This is a genomic window from Metapseudomonas otitidis, assembly GCF_900111835.1.
Classification (GTDB): domain Bacteria; phylum Pseudomonadota; class Gammaproteobacteria; order Pseudomonadales; family Pseudomonadaceae; genus Metapseudomonas; species Metapseudomonas otitidis.
Genome location: NZ_FOJP01000011.1, coordinates 39,941 through 58,864, shown reverse-complemented (window position 1 = coordinate 58,864; position 18,924 = coordinate 39,941). Strand labels below are relative to the sequence as shown.

The 18,924-nt window shown below is 70.3% G+C and carries 14 protein-coding genes; 9 read left to right on the top strand and 5 right to left on the bottom strand.

Annotated elements, in window-relative coordinates; all coding sequences use genetic code 11:
• The first annotated feature begins 40 nt into the window (after positions 1-40).
• Positions 41-2,101, top strand: coding sequence for a phenylacetic acid degradation bifunctional protein PaaZ (paaZ, locus tag BM198_RS15360; RefSeq protein WP_074971064.1), 2,061 nt, complete (start codon positions 41-43; stop codon positions 2,099-2,101).
• A 209-nt stretch (positions 2,102-2,310) separates the two neighbouring features.
• Here the strand turns inward: paaZ and zapE are convergent, their stop codons facing one another.
• On the bottom strand, positions 2,311-3,414 hold the full coding sequence (gene zapE / locus BM198_RS15355) for a cell division protein ZapE (protein WP_074971062.1): 1,104 nt from the start codon (positions 3,412-3,414) through the stop codon (positions 2,311-2,313).
• 187 nt (positions 3,415-3,601) lie between these two features.
• Between zapE and BM198_RS15350 the strand changes: the two genes are divergently transcribed.
• The 6 genes from BM198_RS15350 (at position 3,602) to BM198_RS15325 (ending at position 11,913) form a co-directional block, all read left to right on the top strand.
• Complete coding sequence (locus BM198_RS15350; protein ID WP_052807558.1) at positions 3,602-4,165, top strand: hypothetical protein; 564 nt, start codon at positions 3,602-3,604, stop codon at positions 4,163-4,165.
• Positions 4,166-4,299: 134 nt separating this feature from the next.
• Entirely contained in the window at positions 4,300-5,409 is a 1,110-nt protein-coding gene (locus tag BM198_RS15345) for a tetratricopeptide repeat protein (RefSeq protein ID WP_167368469.1), read from the top strand.
• A 195-nt stretch (positions 5,410-5,604) separates the two neighbouring features.
• Complete coding sequence (locus BM198_RS15340) at positions 5,605-6,246, top strand: response regulator (RefSeq protein WP_044404070.1); 642 nt, start codon at positions 5,605-5,607, stop codon at positions 6,244-6,246.
• Complete coding sequence (locus tag BM198_RS15335) at positions 6,240-9,791, top strand: ATP-binding protein (RefSeq protein WP_083422389.1); 3,552 nt, start codon at positions 6,240-6,242, stop codon at positions 9,789-9,791. Before BM198_RS15340 ends, BM198_RS15335 begins: the two co-directional genes overlap by 7 nt.
• Positions 9,792-9,897: 106 nt before the next feature.
• Positions 9,898-11,535, top strand: a complete 1,638-nt coding sequence (locus BM198_RS15330) for a hypothetical protein (RefSeq protein WP_074971058.1) — start codon at positions 9,898-9,900, stop codon at positions 11,533-11,535.
• A gap of 102 nt (positions 11,536-11,637) precedes the next feature.
• Entirely contained in the window at positions 11,638-11,913 is a 276-nt protein-coding gene (locus BM198_RS15325) for a hypothetical protein (protein ID WP_074971056.1), read from the top strand.
• 3 nt (positions 11,914-11,916) lie between these two features.
• On the opposite strand, the gene BM198_RS15320 is transcribed toward BM198_RS15325, so the two are convergent.
• From BM198_RS15320 to BM198_RS15310, 3 genes are all read right to left on the bottom strand, one after another.
• Positions 11,917-12,204, bottom strand: coding sequence for a hypothetical protein (locus tag BM198_RS15320; protein WP_044404077.1), 288 nt, complete (start codon positions 12,202-12,204; stop codon positions 11,917-11,919).
• Positions 12,205-12,304: 100 nt separating this feature from the next.
• On the bottom strand, positions 12,305-14,665 hold the full coding sequence (locus BM198_RS15315; RefSeq protein WP_139233636.1) for a DNA polymerase II: 2,361 nt from the start codon (positions 14,663-14,665) through the stop codon (positions 12,305-12,307).
• Positions 14,666-14,722: 57 nt separating this feature from the next.
• Positions 14,723-14,977: a hypothetical protein gene (locus BM198_RS15310; RefSeq protein WP_074971052.1), complete on the bottom strand. Its 255-nt coding sequence runs from the start codon at positions 14,975-14,977 to the stop codon at positions 14,723-14,725.
• Positions 14,978-15,284: 307 nt separating this feature from the next.
• On the opposite strand from BM198_RS15310, the gene ppnN reads away from it, so the two are divergent.
• Together ppnN and BM198_RS15300 are read left to right on the top strand one after the other, a co-directional pair.
• A complete protein-coding gene (gene ppnN / locus BM198_RS15305; RefSeq protein WP_044404085.1) occupies positions 15,285-16,667 on the top strand; it encodes a nucleotide 5'-monophosphate nucleosidase PpnN in 1,383 nt (460 codons plus the stop codon).
• Between the two features lie 187 nt (positions 16,668-16,854).
• A complete protein-coding gene (locus tag BM198_RS15300; protein ID WP_074971050.1) occupies positions 16,855-18,051 on the top strand; it encodes a sugar transporter in 1,197 nt (398 codons plus the stop codon).
• Here the strand turns inward: BM198_RS15300 and BM198_RS15295 are convergent.
• Positions 18,048-18,830, bottom strand: a complete 783-nt coding sequence (locus BM198_RS15295; RefSeq protein ID WP_074971048.1) for an APH(3') family aminoglycoside O-phosphotransferase — start codon at positions 18,828-18,830, stop codon at positions 18,048-18,050. The genes BM198_RS15300 and BM198_RS15295 overlap by 4 nt on opposite strands.
• Between the last annotated feature and the right edge of the window lie 94 nt (positions 18,831-18,924).

Sequence of the window (18,924 nt, the reverse complement as noted above, 5' to 3'; positions counted from 1 at the left end):
CCGGCACCCGGGGTGCCGGCCTTTTTCACGGAGAATCCCCATGAGCAACGCCCCCACCCTGCAGAGCTTCATCGGCGGCCGCTGGATCGGCCAGCACGGTGCCCAGGTGCTGCGCAGCGCCCTCAACGGGCAACCGCTGTTCCGCACCCATGAAGAAACGCCGGACTTCGCCGAAGCCGTGGACTTCGGCCGCACCCGCGGCGTCCCGGCGCTCATGGCCCTGGACTTCCAGCAGCGCGCCGCGCGCCTCAAGGCCCTGGCGCTGTATCTCAACGAGCGCAAGGAGCAGCTCTACGCCCTCTCCCACCACAGCGGTGCCACCCGCGCCGACAGCTGGATCGACATCGAGGGCGGCACCGGCACCCTGTTCGCCTATGCCGGCGTCGGCGCCCGCGAACTGCCCTCCGGCAACCTCGTCCACGAAGGCCCGGCCCTGCCCCTGGGCAAGCAGAACCAGTTCGCCGGCACCCACATCCTGGTGCCGCGCGGCGGCGTGGCGGTGCACATCAACGCCTTCAACTTCCCCATCTGGGGGATGCTGGAAAAGTTCGCCCCCACCTTCCTCGCCGGCATGCCCTGCATCGTCAAGCCGGCCAGCGCCACCAGCTACCTGACCGAAGCCACCGCGCGCCTGATGCACGAATCCGGCCTGCTGCCCGAAGGCAGCCTGCAACTGGTGATCGGCAGCACCGGTGACCTGCTGGACCGCCTCCAGGGCCAGGACGTGGTGACCTTCACCGGCTCCGCCGACACCGCCGCCAAGCTGCGGGTGAACGCCAACCTGGTGCGCCATTCCATCCCCTTCAACGCCGAGGCGGACTCGCTGAACTGCGCCATTCTCGCCCCGGAGATCACCCCGGACGACCCGGAGTTCGACCTCTTCGTCAAGGAAGTGGCCCGCGAGATGACGGTCAAGGCCGGGCAGAAGTGCACCGCCATCCGCCGCGCCATCGTCCCGGCGAAGCACATCGACGCCGTGGCCGAGCGCCTGCGCGAGCGCCTGGCCAAGGTGGTGGTGGGCGACCCGTCGGTGGAGGGCGTGAAGATGGGCGCCCTGGCCTCCCATGCCCAGCAGGCGGACGTCGCCGAGCGGGTCAATGCCCTGCTGGCCGGCAGCGAGCTGCTGTTCGGCGCCCGGGACGGCTTCGCCCCCCGTGGCGAGGGCGTGGCCGAAGGCGCCTTCTTCGCCCCCACCCTGCTGCGCGCCCGCGACCCGCATGCCGAGGGCGGCGCCCACGACATCGAGGCCTTCGGCCCGGTGAGCACGCTGATGGCCTACGAGGACCTGGACGAAGCCGTCGCCCTCGCCGCCCATGGCAAGGGCAGCCTGGTGGCCAGCCTGGTCACCAAGGACCCGGCCGTCGCCGCCCGCGTGGTGCCGGTGATGGGCGCCCTGCACGGCCGCGTGCACATCCTCGACCGCGAGGCCGCCGCCGAATCCACCGGCCACGGCTCGCCGCTGCCGATGCTCAAGCACGGCGGCCCCGGCCGCGCCGGCGGTGGTGAGGAACTGGGCGGCCTGCGTGCCGTGAAGCACTACCTGCAGCGCACCGCCGTGCAGGGCTCGCCGAGCATGCTGGCCGCCGTCACCCGCGAGCACGTACGCGGCGCCCGGGTGATCGAGACCGAGGTGCACCCGTTCCGCCGCTGGTTCGACGAACTGCAGATCGGCGAGTCGCTGCTGACCCACCGCCGCACCGTGACCGAGGCGGACATCGTCAACTTCGGCTGCCTCTCGGGCGACCACTTCTACATGCACTTCGACGAGCTGGCGGCCAGGGACTCCCAGTTCGGCAAGCGCATCGCCCATGGCTACTTCGTGCTCTCCGCCGCCGCCGGCCTGTTCGTCTCCCCCGCCCCCGGCCCGGTGCTGGCCAACTACGGCCTGGACACCCTGCGCTTCATCAACCCGGTGGGCATCGGCGACACCCTCCAGGCGCGCCTGACCTGCAAGCGCAAGATCGACCAGGGCAAGAAGAGCCCAAAAGGCGAACCCCAGGGCGTGGTCGCCTGGGACGTGGAAGTCACCAACCAGCACGGCGAGCTGGTGGCCAGCTACGACATCCTCACCCTGGTGCTCAAGCGCCCGGAAGGCGCCTGATCAGCCTCGATTCTCCGTGAGCGATTCGACCGGCCTTGTGGCCGGTCTTTTTTCGGCTGGGCTCCAGCACCGCTGTTACGGGGTCAAGTCGATTACCGACTCCGTCTCGCCTTCCCGGGCCAGCCCCGTTTGACGAAAGACAAGCCCTGGGATCGCAGACCAGGGATCGGGACCGGAACGATGCGGTTCGCGAGCTCACCACCGGGGGCTCATGCGAATCGCGTCATCTGCATCTCACGCAGACGGCTGAGGGTACGGCGGAAGGGGAAGGCCAACCCGCCCTCGGTGTAGAGCGCCTCCAGCGGCACGGCAGCCTCCAGGTAGAGCGGCACCCGGCGGTCGTAGCACTCGTCCACCAGGGCGATGAAGCGGCGTACACCGTCGTCCTTGGGCGACAGGCGCGGCAGCTGGCGGTCGCCGGCGGCGACCTTCTCGGCGGCGTCCTCGGTGCCTCGGGCGATGCGCCCTTCCCGTTCGGCCGCACCCAGCACCGGCACCGCGCCGAGGAGGATGGCCGGAAAGCGGTCGCACAGTTCGATGAAATCCAGCGCCGCCAGGGGCGCTTCACACAGGTGGGCGTAGTCGCACCAGAGCACGCCCTCGCCACGCAGGCGCACCGTCACCTCGCGGTGGGCCAGTTGCAGCGGAGCATCGGTGGCCGACGCATTGCCGTTCAAGGTGCGGAACACCCCGGCCAGGGCGTCCGGATCGGCCACCCAGTAGCGCTGGGTCACCGCGCCCGGGTGCAGGCGGTGGTCCTGGCCGCCGTCCACCTCCACCACGTCGGTGTGCCGCTCCAGGGCCCTGATGGCGGGCAGGAAGCGGTCACGGTTGAAGCCGTCGGCATACAGCTGCGAAGGCGGCTGGTTGGAGGTGGCCACCAGGGTCACGCCCTCGTCGAACATCGCCTGCAGCAGCCGCCCGAGGATCAGCGCATCGCCGATGTCGCTGACGAACAGCTCGTCGAAACACAGCACCCGCACCTCGGTGGCCAGCTCACGGGCCAGGGCGAGCAGTGGGTCCGGCGTACCGGTCAGGGCGAACAGCCGCTGGTGCACCCAACGCATGAAGTGGTGGAAGTGCTGGCGCCGGGCGGGCACCGACAGGCTGGCGTGGAAGCGGTCCATCAGCCAGGTCTTGCCGCGCCCCACCGGCCCCCACAGGTACACGCCCCGCACCCTCGGCTCGCCGGCCTGCAGGGCCTGCTGGCAAACCTCCAGCAGCGTGGCGGCGCGGCGTTGCGCCGGGTCCTCGGCAAAGCCCTGGCGGGCCAGTGCGTCTTCGTAGGCCGCCAGCGGCGACAGCGCGTCCATGTAGAGCTCCCTCTGTGGAATCGCGGCGCAGTCTACCCGAGCGGCAAGGCCACGGTCGCCTGCGGCAGGCACTTGCCGCCCGTTGCCCCGGTGAAAACCGCCGAAGGCTCTGGCACGGGCGTTTCAGAAGCTGGCACAGCCCTTGCTCCCGGGGTGGCACAAGGATTTTTCCAAGAGGGAACTCACCATGAGCCTGTTCTCCGTCGACCCCACCCGCTCACGGGACGTCACCGCCAGCGCCCGGCTCACCAGCCGGGGCAATGCCGCCGCACCCACCGCGAGCGAAGCGCCCTCCAGGCAGGCGGCCAGTGCCCTGCGCCAGAACAGCCCCGCCCCCGACACCGGTGCCGCCCGGCGCGACGCGGCCTACGACGAAGCCTTCGCCCGTCTCAAGGTGGACCTGCAGAACAACGGCGAGCGCGTCCGCGACGACGTCTACCCCGACGCCGAGAGCGCCGCGGCCAGCGTCGAGAAACCCGTCGCCAGCAAGGCCTCCCAGGAGTTCCATGCCTACATGGAGAAGACCGACTCGGAGAAGATCCGCGACAAGATCCTCAAGCAGATGGGGCTGACCGAGGAGGATCTGGAGAAAATGCCACCGGAGAAGCGCGAGCAGGTGGAGAAGATGATCGCCCAGCGCATGACCGAGCTGAACGCCCTGCAGCAACAACAGCAGAAGGAAGAGAAGGAGCCGGAGTCGATCCCCCTCAGCTTCCAGGACATCCGCCTGCGCAACCTGATCAACGGCTGACGCCCCCGGCCACCGGGGGATGACGACGGCTCCCCCGCGAACGGAATGCGAACAGGCGGCACAGACGCCTTGGAAGGCGCGCCACAGTCTGGAATGCTATGCGCCTTTCGAGCCGTATCCCCTTCTGTCACGCCATGAATCCGCGCCTTTCCCTGCTGTTCGCCGCCCTGCTCATCGCTGGCTGCAGCTCCGGTTTCCAACCCCTGCACTCCAAACCTGCCGTTCTCAGCGGCAACCGCCCCCTGCCACCGGAAAACCCGGCCTACGGCGTGCCCAGCTATGAGGCACCGCTGGTGTGGGTGGTGGAGGCCCCCGCCACCGAGATCAAGGGCCGTACCCGCCTGGTAAAGCCCCGTGTCGAGCCGGCCGCCGAGACCCTGGCCCAGGCCGTGCTCGCCGACCAGCAAGGCGACAAGGAAACCGCCCTGCAACTGCTGCAGCAAGCCGCCGACGCCGGCAACGGCCGTGCCCATTACGAGCTGGCCCATCACTACCTGATGGGTGATGGCGTACCCGCAGACCCGGCCCAGGCCCTCAACCACCTGAGCCAGGCCGATGCCCTGGGCAACGCCGAAGCCAGCCGCGTGCTGGCCTGGAACTACCTGCGCGGCACCGGCGTGCCGCAGGACCTGGACTACGGCAAGCGCCTGCTGGAGAAATCCGCGCGCACCAACGACCGCGCCCTGCGCGAGCTGAGCCTGCTCTACCTCGGCACCTGCCAGCCCGACCTGGCCGACCGCGAGCGCGGGTTGGCCCAGTTGAAGGTGGCCAGCGCCGCGGGCGACCGCATCGCCGCCTCGCTGTACCAGATGGCCCAGCAGCAGGACGCCGGCCAACCGCTGCCGGCCAGCGCCGAGCAACCGGGGCTGCCCTGCCTGGCCAGCGACCCCGTGGCCCCTGCCGAACGCGACGCCACCGCCATCGCCCTCGACGCGGAACCGGTCACCCGCGAAGCCGAGGCGGAAGCCACCAAGCGCCAGGCCCTCGCCGGTGACCCGCAGGCGATGTACGACTACGGCCAGCGCCTGCTCGACGGCACCTACCCGTCCCTGCAACCCGAGCTGGAGGCCTACGCCTGGTTCGCCGTGGCCGCCGACCACGGTCACCCCGAAGCACCGGCCCGGGTGGCCAGCCTGGCTCCGGTACGCAATGCCAGCGAACAGCAGCAGCCGGGCCTGGTGGAATCGATGATCGCCGCGCTGGACAGCGCCATCGTGGCCAACCCGGGTGGGCAGCCGGAGTGACGGGCGGGGTGGAATGCCCGCCCGGCAGCCACCCCGAACGCAACGAGATTTTTCCGATTAAGCCTGTAAATGTAGGGTTTTTCCTACGACATAGAAGGGTATTACTTAATCCGGCCCAATGACGGGCTCCGCCCCTTTTCTGAACGCCACGAGTCACTAACATGCGCCCCGCCCCCATCCGAGCCGAGGCCATGCATGACTCTGAGAACCGTCATAGTCGATGACCACCCGATCACCCTGATCGGCCTGCGCGCCCTTCTGGCCGACGAACCCGACCTCGCCATCGTTGGCGAGGCCCATGACGTCGACGGCCTCTACCAACTCCTGGACCGGCAGGCCTGCGACCTGCTGATCACCGACCTGATGATGCCGGACAGCCGCCAGGCCGACGGCCTGCGCCTGGTGCAACACCTGCGCAACCGCTATCCGCAGATGGCCATCATCGTCGTCACCATGCTCGGCAACGCGGCCCTGGCCAGTTCCCTGCTGCGCCTGGGCATCCAGGGCCTGGTGAGCAAGCGCGGCCTGCTGGCCGACCTGCCCCGCGCGCTGCGCGCCAGCCTGCGCCGCCCGTTCCTTTCCGAGTCCATCCGCCGCCAGCTGGGCGAAAGCGAAGCCGAGCACGGCAAGCCCCTGGCCAGCGCCGAAGAGCTTTCCCCGCGTGAAGCGGAAGTGCTGCGCCTGTACGGCAGCGGCATGGCCATCGGCGAGATCGCCCTGCACCTGAACCGCAGCAAGCAGACCATCAGCGCGCAGAAGAGCAGCGCCATGCGCAAGCTGGGCATCGACACCAACGCCGGGCTGTTCCACTACATCCAGGAAGCCGGGCTGTGCTGAAGCGGCGCGCGCTGGCGCTGCTCGCCCTGCTGGCGTTGCTGGCAGGCCCGGGTTGGCACGCCCCCGCCGGCGCCACGCCACCGCTGGACCTGGCCCAGCTCGCCGAACTGGGCGCCGGCCTGCCCGAGCACCCGGTGCGCGTGGCAGTGGTGCGGCCCATCAGCCAGTGGCCGCAGTACCCCGGCAGCGCCATGCTGCGCGGCATCACCCACGACTACCTGGCGCGGGTCGGCGCCTTCGTCGGGCGCAGCATCGAGGAAGTCCCCTTTCCCAGCGTCGAGGCCGCCATCCGGGGCCTCAAGGCCGGCGAAGTCGACCTGCTGACCCGGGTCACCGGCTACGAACGGCGCGAACCCGGGCTGGCCTACAGCAGCCCCTACCTGGACGACACCCCGATCATCGTCGGCCGCCGCGACGACCCCTGCCTGCCGCCGGACCTGGCCGACAAGCGCGTGCTGGTGCTGGCCCAGTACCTGGACCCTGAACAGGTGCGCAACGCCTACCCCGCCGCCCACCTGGAGACGGTGCGCAGCACCGCCGAGGGCTTCGATCAGGTGCTCAGCGGCGAAGCCGATGCCTTCATCGGCGACAAGCTGCGGGTGGACCACCACATGCGCGCCCGACCCGGCGCAGCCCTGCAGAACAAGTTCGCCGCCAACCTCTCCAGCGGCGGCTTCAGCTTCGCCAGCCGCGCCGACGACACCCGCCTGCTGACCCTGGTGGACTACGTGCTCGGCACCCTCGACGAACACCAGCGCGAAATCATCCTCGCCCACTGGACCGCAGCGCCGCGTCTGTTCTCGCCCACCGGCGCCTTCGCCCTCGACAGCGCCCAGGAACGCTGGCTGGACCAGCAGCCCCGCCTGCGCCTGATCCTCGCCGAGGCGCCGCCCTACTTCTTCCGTGACGCCCGGGGCAAATGGTCGGGCCTGGGCCTGGAGCTGCTGAAGCAGCTCGGCGACACCTACCAGCTCAAGCTGGAACTGCTCGACAGCGAAGGTGCAGCCCGCGACCGCCAGCGCCTGGCGCGGGGCGAGGCCGACCTGGCCAGCACCCTCGACGGCAGCGCCAGCCCCGGCGTGTTCTATACCGAGCCCTTCGGCGCCCGCGGCTGGGCCTTCGTGGTCCGCCAGGACGCCAGCTCCCCCAGCTCCCTGGAGGCCATGACCGGCCGCCGCCTGGCCCTGCCCCGGCACCACCCGCTGATCGACTACCTGGAGAAGCGCTACCCCGCCATCACCCTGGTGCGTACCGAGAACGCGCCCCAGGCCATGGAGCGGGTGCGCCTGGGCGAGGTGGACGCCAGCCTGGACAACCTCGGCGGCAGCCCCAGCCACCTGCAGTGGCTGGAGCGCCAGGGCCTGCGCCTGGGCCAGCGCGTCGAGGCCGCATCGCCAGCGCAGATGCTGGCGGTCAGCGGCCAGGTGCCGGAGCTGCGCGGCATCCTCGACAAGCTGCTCGGCTCACTGGCCCAGAGCGGCGAATTCGGTGATGGCATCAAGTTGCTCGCTGCCCCCGCCAACGGCTGGCTGGAGCGCCTGCCGGAAGACTTCTGGCACCTGTCGATCCTGGCCCTGGTGGTGGTGGCCCTGTCGCTGCTGTGGAACTGGCGCCTGCGCCGGGAGATCCGCCAGCGCCGCGAGGCACAGGAGCAACTCAGCGACCAGCTGGCCTTCCAGTTCTCCCTGCTCAACGGCCTGCCGACACCGCTCTACGTGCGGGACCTGCAGGGCCGGCTGAGCACCTGCAACCGCGCCTACGAGCAGTTCTTCGGCTGCGACCTGGAGCAGCTGCGCGGCACCACCGTGCGCCAGCAGGGCATCGCCCCGGCGAGCCTGGCCCAGGCCATGGAGGCCGAGTACCAGTTGCTGCAACAGAACCGCCAGCCGCGCTTCTTCGACGGTCGCATCGAGATCGACGGCCGCGAGCACGACCTCTACCAGTGGGTGGTGCCCTTCTACAGCGCCGGCGGCCAGTTGCAGGGCCTGCTCGGCGGCTGGATCGACATCAGCGACCGCAAGGCCCTGGAGACCGAGCTGCGCGAGGCCCGCCGCGACGCGCTGCAGGCCAGCGCCGCCAAGGGGCGCTTCCTCGCCACCATGAGCCACGAACTGCGCACCCCGCTCAACGCCCTGGTGGGCCTGCTGGAGCTGGAGGCCCGCGCCCAGGCCGCCCCCTCCGAGAACCTGCGCATCGCCCAGCAATCGGCCACCTCGATGATCGCCCTGATCGGCAACATCCTCGACCTGGACCGCATCGAGAACGGCCGCATGCAACTGGCCCTCGAACCGGTGGCGCCGCTGCCGCTGCTGCGTGGCGCGCTCGACCTGTTCGGCGCCCAGGCGCGCAGCAAGGGCCTGGAGCTGGAACTGGACTGCAAGCTGCCGGCCGACCGCCGTTACCGGCTCGACCCGCTGCGCCTGCGCCAGGTGCTGTTCAACCTGCTGGGCAATGCGGTGAAGTTCACCGCCCATGGCCGGGTGCGCCTGGTGGCCCGGGTCGAGGACACCGCGCCGGGCCAGTCGCGCCTGGTGCTGATGGTCAGCGACACCGGCATCGGCATTCCCCGCCACATGCAGGACCGCATCCTTGAGCCCTACCAGCAGGGCGGCGCACAGACCGCCCGCCACTACGGCGGCTCCGGGCTGGGGCTGAGCATCTGCCACCACCTGGTGGGCCTGATGGGCGGCCGCCTGTGGCTGGAAAGCGAGCCCGGCCAGGGCTGCGAAGTGGGCGTGGAGCTGCCCGCCGCCTGGGAAGCCGCTGCCGAGCCGCTGGAGGCCCCGGTGGTGGAGGCCACCGGCGCCACCCGCGTGCTGCGCGCCCTGGTGGTGGACGACCTGTCGATCAACGGGCTGGTGCTGGTGCAGCAGCTGGAAGCCCTGGGCCACCAGGCGCGCTTCGTCGGCGACGGCGACAGCGCCCTGGCAGCCCTGGAGGAAGAAGCCTTCGACCTGCTGATCACCGACTGCAACATGCCGGACATGGACGGCTACGCCCTGACCGGCGCGGTGCGCGACCGCGAAGCCGAGGGCCAGCGCCCCCGGCTGCGCATCGTCGGCTACACCGCCAGCGCCCTGGCCGACGAGGCCCAGCGCTGCCACGAGGCCGGCATGGACGACCTGATGGTCAAGCCGGTGACCCTCGGCCGCCTGGCCGAAGCCCTGGCCTGCCAGGCCCAGGCCGAACCCGACGGCGAGGCCCCGACGGAGCAGCCCGGCGCGCTGTTCGACCTCGGCCACCTGGAAGGCATCCGCGGTGCCGACCCGACCCTGCTGGCGACCCTGATGGAGGAACTGCAACGCAACCTGGGGGACGAACTGGAACGCCTGGGCCAGGTCCCCGACGGCACCAGCACCGAGCGCTACGTGGCGCAGACCGCCCACCGCCTCGGCGGGCTGGCCTGCACCATCGATTCGCCGGCCCTGATGAAGGCCTGCGAGGGCCTGCGCCGTGCCGAGGACGAGCACCGGCCAGCGGCCCTGGACGCCCTGCGCGGGGTGCTGCAGGCCTTGCTGGAGCAGGTTCGCCAGCGCACCGCCTGACGCTCGTCGGCCGGGTTGCGGACTGCGTCGGGCTCCCGGCACGTGGCGATTGCCCGCGCCGGGGGCTTCAGGTAAGAGGAGTGGTTTGCCGCCACGCCCCTTCCCGATGAAAAACTGGATCGCCTCCTTCTTCCGCATCGTCCGCGACGACAAGGGCCAGACCCAGGGCTACCCCATCCCCTGGGACCCTGCCCGGCCCAGCCTGTACAGCGTCCTCCAGCCCTATGCCGAGGCCGCCGAAGGCCTGCCCGCCGGCGGCCTCGAACTGCCCGACGAGGACGCCGGGGACGGCGATGGGCTGAGCTGGGCACCCGGCGCGCTGGACGGCGTGCTCGGCCACCACGCCGCTGGCGATGACCTGCAGGCCGCCCAGGCCATCCACGACCTGCTGCTGGCCACCCTCGACGACCCGACCCCGAACCTGCCCCGGCTCTACCAGCAGGTGGCCGATGGCAGCGTGCTGGCCTTCATCGACCCGCTCATCGAACGCCTGCTGGCTCGCCCCGGCCTGCCCCGCGCACGGCTGCACGCGCTGGCCCTGTGGCTGGCGCGCAGCAGCCCGGATCGCGGCGCCGTGAAGTTCGCCCTGGCCCTGCTCGGCGCGCTGGACAGCGGCAGCCAGCGGGCGCTGTTCCTCACCTTCGGCCTGCACGAGGAGTTCACCCTGTACGCCGCCGTGGCCCTGGGCTGCAGCCTGGCGCCACCGGAACGCGAACGTGCCTGGTGGAGCCTGGCGCGCAAGGTCCATGGCTGGGGCCGCATCCACCTGGTGGAACGCCTGGCCGTGACCCCCTCGCCCGAGGTGCAGGACTGGCTGCTGCGCGAGGGCTACCGCAACGCGGTGATGGTGGAATACCTCGCCTACCCCTGTGCGGTGGGTGGCAACCTGCTGGCGGCGCTCAGCGGCCAGGACGTCGACGACGGCCTGCTGGATGCCGCCAACGAACTGGTGGGTGCCCTGCTGGCAGGCGGCCCAGCGCGGGACATTCATGACTACGCCGACGGCGCCGAAGTGGTCCTGCTGCTGCTCGACCACCTGGCCCGCCGCCCGCCACGGACCCTGGCCCACCTGATCGTTGCCGCCCAGGTCGCCGACTTCATCGAGAGCCCCTACACCGACTGGAACGCGCTGCATGAGCACGGCTGGAGCGAGGCGCTGCGCGAGGAAATCCTCCGGCGGGCGCGGGAGCTGTGCCTGCCGGAACGCTGGGAGGCCCTGGTGAACCAGGGCCTGGACGCAGCCGATGACGTGCGCTTCCACGAGGCGGCCCAGGCTGCCGGCCTCCTTGGCATCGACTGCTGGGAACGCTGGCTGACCCGCCAGCGCGAAGGCCGCTCCAGCGCCTGGTACCACCTGATGCAGAGCGACGACACGGCCCGCATCGCCCAGGTGCTGGACCTGGCCCGCGAACGCCTGGACCTGGCGGCCATCGCCAGCGGGCCGGGCACGGCCCTGGGGCTGGGCCTGGCGTACCAGGCTCACGGTGACCTGGACTTCATCATCCAGCGCCTGGGCGCCTTTCCCGGCCAGGGCTGGGACCTGCTGGACACGGCCCTGGCCAGCCCCGTGGTGCGCAACCGCAACATGGCGCTCAATGTACTGGAAGCCTGGAGCCGTGAAGACTGGCCGGCGGAGGCGGTGCAACGCCTGCGCCGCGCCCACGACCTGGAACCGGTGGAGGACCTGAAGCGGCGCCTGGGCGAGCTGTTGCAGCCGCAACTCGTTGAGCGCCCCGCGCCCTGACGGCGCCCTGTCATCAGGGCGCCAGCATTGCGCGACCACGGCGTTCTGATACGGTTCCCGCCTTTGGTCAGGGCGCGGCCCGTTGTATGGAAACGCGAACGGATGGAATGGCTGGTGACCTACCGCTACCGGGGTGAAACCCGGTACATGCGCATGAACACGCGAGGCCTGCCCAATATCAAGGCCATCGCCTTCTCGATACTTTCCCTGGAACAACCCGGCCTACCCGCACCTTCCCGCCCGATCGACCGCATCGAGGGGTGGCTGGAGGAACTGGGCTACGTCATCACCGACATCCGCCTGCTGCGGCAGCGCCCGGGGCAGGCGCCGGTCGGGCCCTACAGCGAACTGCTCAGCCTCCGGCGCAACGAGGAGTGAGGCTCAACCCAGCTGGGAAGGGTCGATCATGTCGCATTCGAAGGTGAGCCAGCCGCCCTCGGCGTTGGCTTCGCCGCCGGCGATGGGGCCGTAGTAGGTCAGCCCGTTGCCCAGGGTGATGCAGACGTGGGTGGGCTCGTCGGGGGCGTCCAGCTGGCCGTTGAAGTGAACGCGCATCAGCCCGGGGGAAATGGACTCCAGGCCGATGTCGACGCCGGTGTTGTCCACCGCCTCGGTTTCGCGGCCCCGGTGTTCCGCGCTGACGGTCAGGGTGACGGTTTCCTGGTACATGCTCTGGCTCCTTGAGTGCAAATGCCCGCCAGAGTACGCGAGGCCCGTAAGCGCCGCCATAGGCGGCTTGCACGGGTCGCGAGGTGCGTCCCGTTTGCCCTCAGAACAGCTCCAGCTGGCCGTCCAGCAGCTTGTCGAAGTCCCCGCCGACGAAGGGCAGGATGGCGTCCGCCACCGGCTTGAGCTGGCGGCTGACGTAGTGCTCGTAGTCGATGGGCGTGCGCCGGGCCTCCAGCGGCTCGGGTCCGGCGAGGGCGATCACGTAGCTGATCCAGCCGCCGCTCTGGTACTGCCGGGGACGCCCCAGGGCCTGGTTGTGCTCGTCCGCCAGGCGCGCGGCGCGCACATGGGGTGGGACGTTGCGCTGGTAGTCGGAGAGCCGGCGGCGCAGTCGCTTGCGGTACACCAGCAGGTCGTCCAGTTCGCTGGCGAGGGTGCGCTGCACGTAGTCGCGCACCCAGGCCTGCCAGGGCTCGCCACGGAACACCCGCAGGTACAGCTCCTGCTGGAAGCGCTGGGCCAGGGGGGACCAGTCGGTACGCACCGTCTCCAGGCCCTTGAACACCATGTCCTCGCGGCCATCACGGCGCACAAGGCCGGCGTAGCGCTTCTTGCTGCCCTCCTCCGCGCCCCGGATGCGCGGCATGAGGAAGCGCTGGTAGTGGGTTTCGAACTGCAGCTCCAGGGCGCTGGTGAGCCCGAACTCGCGGGCCAGGTGCTCGCGCCACCACTGGTTCACCCCGGCCACCAGGGCCTTGCCGATGGCCACCGCCTCGGCCTCCTCATGGGCACGGCCGAGCCAGACGAAGGTGGAGTCGGTGTCGCCGTAGATCACCTGGTGTCCCTGGGCTTCGATCAGCTCGCGGGTGCGGCGCATGATCGCGTGGCCACGCAGGGTGATGGACGAGGCCAGGCGAGTGTCGAAGAAGCGGCAGCCGCTGGAGCCGAGCACGCCGTAGAAGGCGTTCATGATGATCTTCAGCGCCTGGGACAGCGGCGCGTTGCCCTCGCGCTTGGCCGCCTCGCGCCCCTGCCAGACGCGCTCGACGATGGCCGGCAGGCAATGCTGGGTGCGGGAGAAGCGGGCGCCGCGAAAGCCCTCCACCGAGGCTTCGTCACGGGGGTCGTGCAGCCCTTCCACCAGGCCGATCGGGTCGATCAGGAAGGTGCGGATGATCGAGGGGTAGAGGCTCTTGTAGTCCAGCACCAGCACCGAGTCGTAGAGGCCCGGGCGGGAGTCCATGACGAAGCCGCCGGGGCTGGCCTCGGGCTGCTTCTCCCCCAGGTTCGGCGCGACGAAGCCCTGGCGGTGCATGGGCGGCAGGTACAGGTGGGTGAAGGCCGCCACCGAGCCGCCGCTGCGGTCGGCCGGCAGGCCGGTGACGCTGGCCCGCTCCAGCAGGAAGTCCAGCAGCCGGGTGTGCTCGAAGATGCGTGTGACCAGCTCGCAGTCCTTGAGGTTGTAGCGGGCCAGGGCCGGCTTGTCCTCGGCGAACATGCGGTTGATCTCGGCCATGCGGTGGTAGGGGTCGTCGATGGCCTTGCCCTCCCCCAGCAGCTCCTGGGCGACGTTCTCCAGGCTGAAGGAGGCGAAGTTCCAGGTGGCCGAACGCAGGGCCTCGATGCCGTCGATGATCAACCGCCCGGCGGCGTCGGCGAAGTAGTGGTTGCTGCGGGTGCCGTGCTCACGCCAGCCCATGACGTCGCCGCCGCGCCCGAGGCGCAGCGGCACCTTGAGCCGGCGCGCGTGGTCGTTGAGCACACGCAGGTCGAACTGCACCAGGTTCCAGCCGATGATGGCGTCCGGGTCGTGCTCGGCCAGCCAGCGGTTGAGGCACTCCAGCAGCTCGGCGCGGCTGTCGCACCAGGCGAGGTCGAAGTCCACGCCACTGGCGTCGCCGTTGGGCGGGCCGAGCATGTACACCTGGCGCTGCCCGCAGCCTTCCAGGGCGATGGAGTACAGCTCGCCGTACTCGGTGGTCTCGATGTCCAGGGACACCAGGCACAGGCGCGGGCGGTAGTCGGGAGCGGGCTTGAGCTGGGCGTCCAGCAGCAGGCCCTGGCCGTCGTCGCGGCCGCCGAACAGCACCGGGGCGGTGATGAAGCGCTCCATCAGGTAGCGCTCCGGGGGGCGGATGTCGGCTTCGTAGACGTCGACGCCGGCCTGGCGCAGGGCCTTGTCCAGGGCGATCAGCTGGCGGTGCTGGGTGCAGTAGAGGCCCAGCACCGGGCGCCGATGGAAGTCACGCAGGGCCAGGGGGCGCAGCTCGACGCCCCGCTCCTCGCGCAGCAGGGCTTCGGCGGCGGGGCGCTGCTCGGCGGGGATGAAGGCCACCGATACCTGGGGTGCCACGCGCACGCGGCGCGGGCCGGCGTCGGTGGCCAGCCAGAACTCCACTTCGGTGCCGGACGGCGTGTCGCGCCAGTGTCGGGTCAGCACGAACCCCTGTTGCAGCTCCACCATCCACCCTCGTTGCGATCAGGGCGGTGATTCTACAGGGCCGGGACCGGCTTGCCTTCAGGCGAGGCGAAAGGCCAGGTGGCTGCGGGCGGCGGCGGCGAATTCCTCGGCCAGGCCGAGGCTGAGGCGCTTGATGAGCCCGGCCGAGGCCAACTGGCTGGCCGCCAGGCCAGGGACGGTGAGCACGTCGTGGCGGCTGCGGTGGGTGAACTGCAGGGTGAAGGCGCCGTCCTCCTGGCGGGTCACGCCGCAGGCGTGGTCGGGCAGGTAGAGCTCGAACAACCGCGCGATGTCGTCGGGTGTGAGGGTCATGGGGAAGCGTCCGCAAGGGTCGGAGGAATGACGCCAGAATAATCGCAGCGCAGCGGCTGTCCACTGTCGCGCAGGCAGCACGGACGGGCGGTGCGACCGTGCATCGGCCTTCATCGCCCTGCAACCAAAGCCTGTCCAGGCTTGTCACAGGGGATGCCCGTTGCGCGGGCACCGCACAGGATGCGTAGAATCCCCCTCCCGGCCCGTCCTCGCCCGGCAGCGAGCAGCGGCCGACTGCGCCAGCGCAGGAAAGCGCCCGGCGACTTTCACCCCCGGATGCCCTCGCATCCCAGCCATGGAATCTGAAATGCCGCAAAGACACGTGATCAATGCCTCGGTGAGCCCCAAGGGCAGCCTCGAGACCCTCTCCCAACGTGAAGTGCAACAGCTGAGCCAGGCCGGCTCCGGCAGCGTCTACACCCTCTTCCGCCAGTGCGCCCTGGCCATCCTCAATACCGGCGCCCACATCGACAACGCCAAGACCATCCTCGATGCCTACAAGGACTTCGAGGTGCGCATCCACCAGCAGGACCGGGGCGTGCGCCTGGAACTGCTGAACGCCCCGGCCGACGCCTTCGTCGACGGCGAGATGATCGCCAGCACCCGCGAGATGCTGTTCAGCGCCCTGCGCGACATCGTCTATGCCGCCAGCGAGCTGGACAGCCTGCGCATCGATGTGGAGAGCTCCCAGGGCATCACCGACTACGTCTTCCACCTGCTGCGCAACGCCCGCACCCTGCGCCCGGGCGTGGAGCCGCGCATCGTCGTGTGCTGGGGCGGCCACTCCATCAGCACCGAGGAATACAAGTACACCAAGCGCGTCGGCCACGAGCTGGGCCTGCGCAACCTGGACATCTGCACCGGCTGCGGCCCCGGCGTGATGAAGGGCCCGATGAAGGGCGCCACCATCGGCCACGCCAAGCAGCGGGTGGTCGGCGGTCGCTACCTGGGCCTGACCGAGCCGGGCATCATCGCCGCCGAGGCGCCGAACCCCATCGTCAACGAGCTGGTGATCCTGCCGGACATCGAGAAGCGCCTGGAGGCCTTCGTCCGTGTCGGCCACGGCATCATCATCTTCCCCGGTGGCGTGGGCACGGCGGAGGAGTTCCTCTACCTGCTGGGCATCCTCATGCACCCGGACAACCGCGAGCTGCCCTTCCCGGTGGTGCTCACCGGGCCGAAGAGCGCCGCCGCCTACCTGGAGCAGCTGCACGCCTTCGTCGGCGCCACCCTCGGGGCCGAGGCCCAGGCGCGCTACCGCATCATCATCAACGACCCTGCCGAGGTGGCCCGCACCCTCTCGGCCGGGCTGAAGGAGGTGAAGCAGTTCCGCCGCGAGCGCAACGATGCCTTCCACTTCAACTGGCTGCTGAAGATCGACGAGCGCTACCAGCACCCGTTCGACCCCACCCACGCCAACATGGCAGCGCTGGACCTGAGCCGCGACCTGCCGCCCCACGAGCTGGCCGCCAACCTGCGGCGCGCGTTTTCCGGCATCGTCGCCGGCAACGTCAAGGCCACCGGCATCCGCCTGATCGAGGAGCACGGCCCGTACGAGATCCACGGCGACCCCGCGATCATGGACCCGCTGGACCGGCTGCTGCAGGCCTTCGTCGAGCAGCACCGCATGAAGCTGCCCGGCGGTGCCGCCTACGAGCCGTGCTACCGCGTGGTGCCGCGCCACGCCTGACCGACGACGCCCGCCCGGAGTGCAGTGCCCGGGCGGGCGGCGTAGAATCCGCCACGCGTCGTATCCCCCTCCATACCTACAACAAGCCCGCCGCTCCCCTCCCTGGCCATCCGCACCGGGTGGCGAAGCCGTCGCCGGGTCCTGCCGCCGGGGTGCGTGAACCCACCTGAACGAGACGACCCCACCGATGGACACCCCTTCCGAGGACGCCCGCCAGGGCAGCTGGCTGGCCGTGATGGCCCTGGCGCTGGCCGCCTTCATCTTCAACACCACCGAGTTCGTGCCCGTGGGGCTGCTCAGCGACATCGGCCACAGCTTCGACATGAGCCCCGACCAGGTGGGCCTGATGCTCACCGTCTACGCCTGGGTGGTGTCCCTGGCCTCCCTGCCGATGATGCTGGTGACCCGCAACATCGAGCGGCGCCGCCTGCTGGTGGGGGTGTTCCTGCTGTTCGCCGCCAGCCACGTGGCCTCGGGCCTGGCCACCAGCTTCGCCACGCTGATGGCCAGCCGCATCGGCATCGCCCTGGCCCATGCGGTGTTCTGGTCCATCACGGCGTCTTTGGCGGTGCGCGTGGCCCCGCCGGGGCGACAGGCCAAAGCGCTGGGGCTGCTGGCCACCGGCACCATCCTGGCGATGGTGCTGGGCATCCCCCTGGGGCGGGTGCTGGGCGAGGCCATGGGCTGGCGCACCACCTTCCTCGCCATCGCCGGGCTGTCGCTACTGACCCTGGCCTTCCTGGCACGCACGCTGCCGCGCCTGCCGAGCCAGAACTCCGGTTCCCTGCGCAGCCTGCCGGTGCTGCTCAAGCGCCCGGCGCTGCTGGCGCTCTATGCGCTGACGGTGATCGTGATCACCGCGCAGTTCACCGCCTACACCTACATCGAGCCCTTCAGCCGCCAGGTGGCCGGGCTGGAGGGGCGCATGACCACCCTGCTCCTGCTGCTGTTCGGCGGCGCGGGGCTGTTCGGTTCGGTGCTGTTCAGCCGCTACAGCGAGGGCCGCCCACGGGCCTTCCTGCTGGCCTCCACCCTGCTGCTGGCGGTGTGCCTGTTCCTGCTGCTGCCGCTGGCTTCGAGCCGGCTCGCCCTGGCCGGCCTGAGCCTGTTCTGGGGGGTGGCGATCCTGGCCTTCAGCCTGTCCCAGCAGTCGGCGGTGCTGCGCCAGGCCCACGACGCCACGGACGTGGCCATGGCGCTGTTCTCCGGCCTCTACAACGTCGGCATCGGCGGCGGTGCGCTGCTGGGCAGCCTGGTCAGCAGCCATGTCGGGCTGGCCCAGGTGGGGGTGGTTGGCGGCAGCCTGGCGCTTGCCGGCCTGGCCCTGGCGGCGTTCGCCTGCTGGCGCTACGCCGCGCAACTGGGGCCGAGGGCGGGCGTCTAGAAGAGTTCGTCGAGCTGCTGGAAGTAACGCCGCCGCTCCGGCTGGTCCGGGTAGGGCAGCTCCGCCAGCAGGCGGTCGGCGAAGGCCGGGGAGATCTCCTCGCTCAGGTTGCGGTGGGCGAAGGCGATGTCCATCCAGGGGTCGGCCACGCCGCCGCGTCCCAGGTCGATGAAGTACAGGCGGTCGCGCTTGTCGATGAACAGGTTGCTGTCCCCCAGGTCGCCGTGGGCGAACACCCGGCCCTCGTCGGGCAGGCCCTTGTGCAGCAGCGCCAGCAGGTCACCGGTGGTTTCCAGGCCGGGCCACTGGGTGAGGTCGACGTCGTCGGCCAGCAGCCGGTTGGCCAACAGGTGGTCCAGCTCCCGCAGGCGCTCGGCGATGCCGGCGCGCAGCGGGCAGCCGTCCACGGGCACACCCTGCAATTGCCGCAACGCTTCCTGGAAGGCCGCCAGCACGCGCTCGTGCTGGCCGTCGTCCACCAGGTCGTACAGGGGCACGCCGGGCACGGCGCGAGTGATCATGCAGGCGTGCTCCTCGCTCTCCTCCACCAGCACCAGTTCCGGCACCGGGAGGCGCCCGGTCAGCCAGTCGAGCACGGCGGCCTCGCGCACCACGCTGTAGGTGGTGGGGGCGTAGATGGCCGGTGACAGCTTGAGGAAGAAGAGCTCGCCGCGCTGCTCGAAGGCGTAGACGGGACAGGGCGATTCCCCCACTTCGTCACGTTCGAGGGGGGCGTCGCCAATGAAGCGGAGGGCCTGGGGCGGGAGGGGCAGGTTCATGTCGGAGTCCTTTGCCGAGCCAATGGGAGCAAGCCGGGCTTGCGAAACGGCAGCGAGCCTACTGCCGGGCCCGCTGTCGGAAAAGCTACAGATG

Bases quoted from the DNA above. Each gene is read 5' to 3' on its own strand.
- BM198_RS15295 (WP_074971048.1), bottom strand. From the start codon at position 18,830: ATGAACCTGCCCCTCCCGCCCCAGGCCCTCCGCTTCATTGGCGACGCC.
- BM198_RS15345 (WP_167368469.1), top strand. From the start codon at position 4,300: ATGAATCCGCGCCTTTCCCTGCTGTTCGCCGCCCTGCTCATCGCTGGC.
- BM198_RS15320 (WP_044404077.1), bottom strand. From the start codon at position 12,204: ATGTACCAGGAAACCGTCACCCTGACCGTCAGCGCGGAACACCGGGGC.
- BM198_RS15325 (WP_074971056.1), top strand. From the start codon at position 11,638: ATGGAATGGCTGGTGACCTACCGCTACCGGGGTGAAACCCGGTACATG.
- zapE (WP_074971062.1), bottom strand. From the start codon at position 3,414: ATGGACGCGCTGTCGCCGCTGGCGGCCTACGAAGACGCACTGGCCCGC.
- ppnN (WP_044404085.1), top strand. From the start codon at position 15,285: ATGCCGCAAAGACACGTGATCAATGCCTCGGTGAGCCCCAAGGGCAGC.
- paaZ (WP_074971064.1), top strand. From the start codon at position 41: ATGAGCAACGCCCCCACCCTGCAGAGCTTCATCGGCGGCCGCTGGATC.
- BM198_RS15350 (WP_052807558.1), top strand. From the start codon at position 3,602: ATGAGCCTGTTCTCCGTCGACCCCACCCGCTCACGGGACGTCACCGCC.
- BM198_RS15310 (WP_074971052.1), bottom strand. From the start codon at position 14,977: ATGACCCTCACACCCGACGACATCGCGCGGTTGTTCGAGCTCTACCTG.
- BM198_RS15300 (WP_074971050.1), top strand. From the start codon at position 16,855: ATGGACACCCCTTCCGAGGACGCCCGCCAGGGCAGCTGGCTGGCCGTG.
- BM198_RS15330 (WP_074971058.1), top strand. From the start codon at position 9,898: ATGAAAAACTGGATCGCCTCCTTCTTCCGCATCGTCCGCGACGACAAG.
- BM198_RS15340 (WP_044404070.1), top strand. From the start codon at position 5,605: ATGACTCTGAGAACCGTCATAGTCGATGACCACCCGATCACCCTGATC.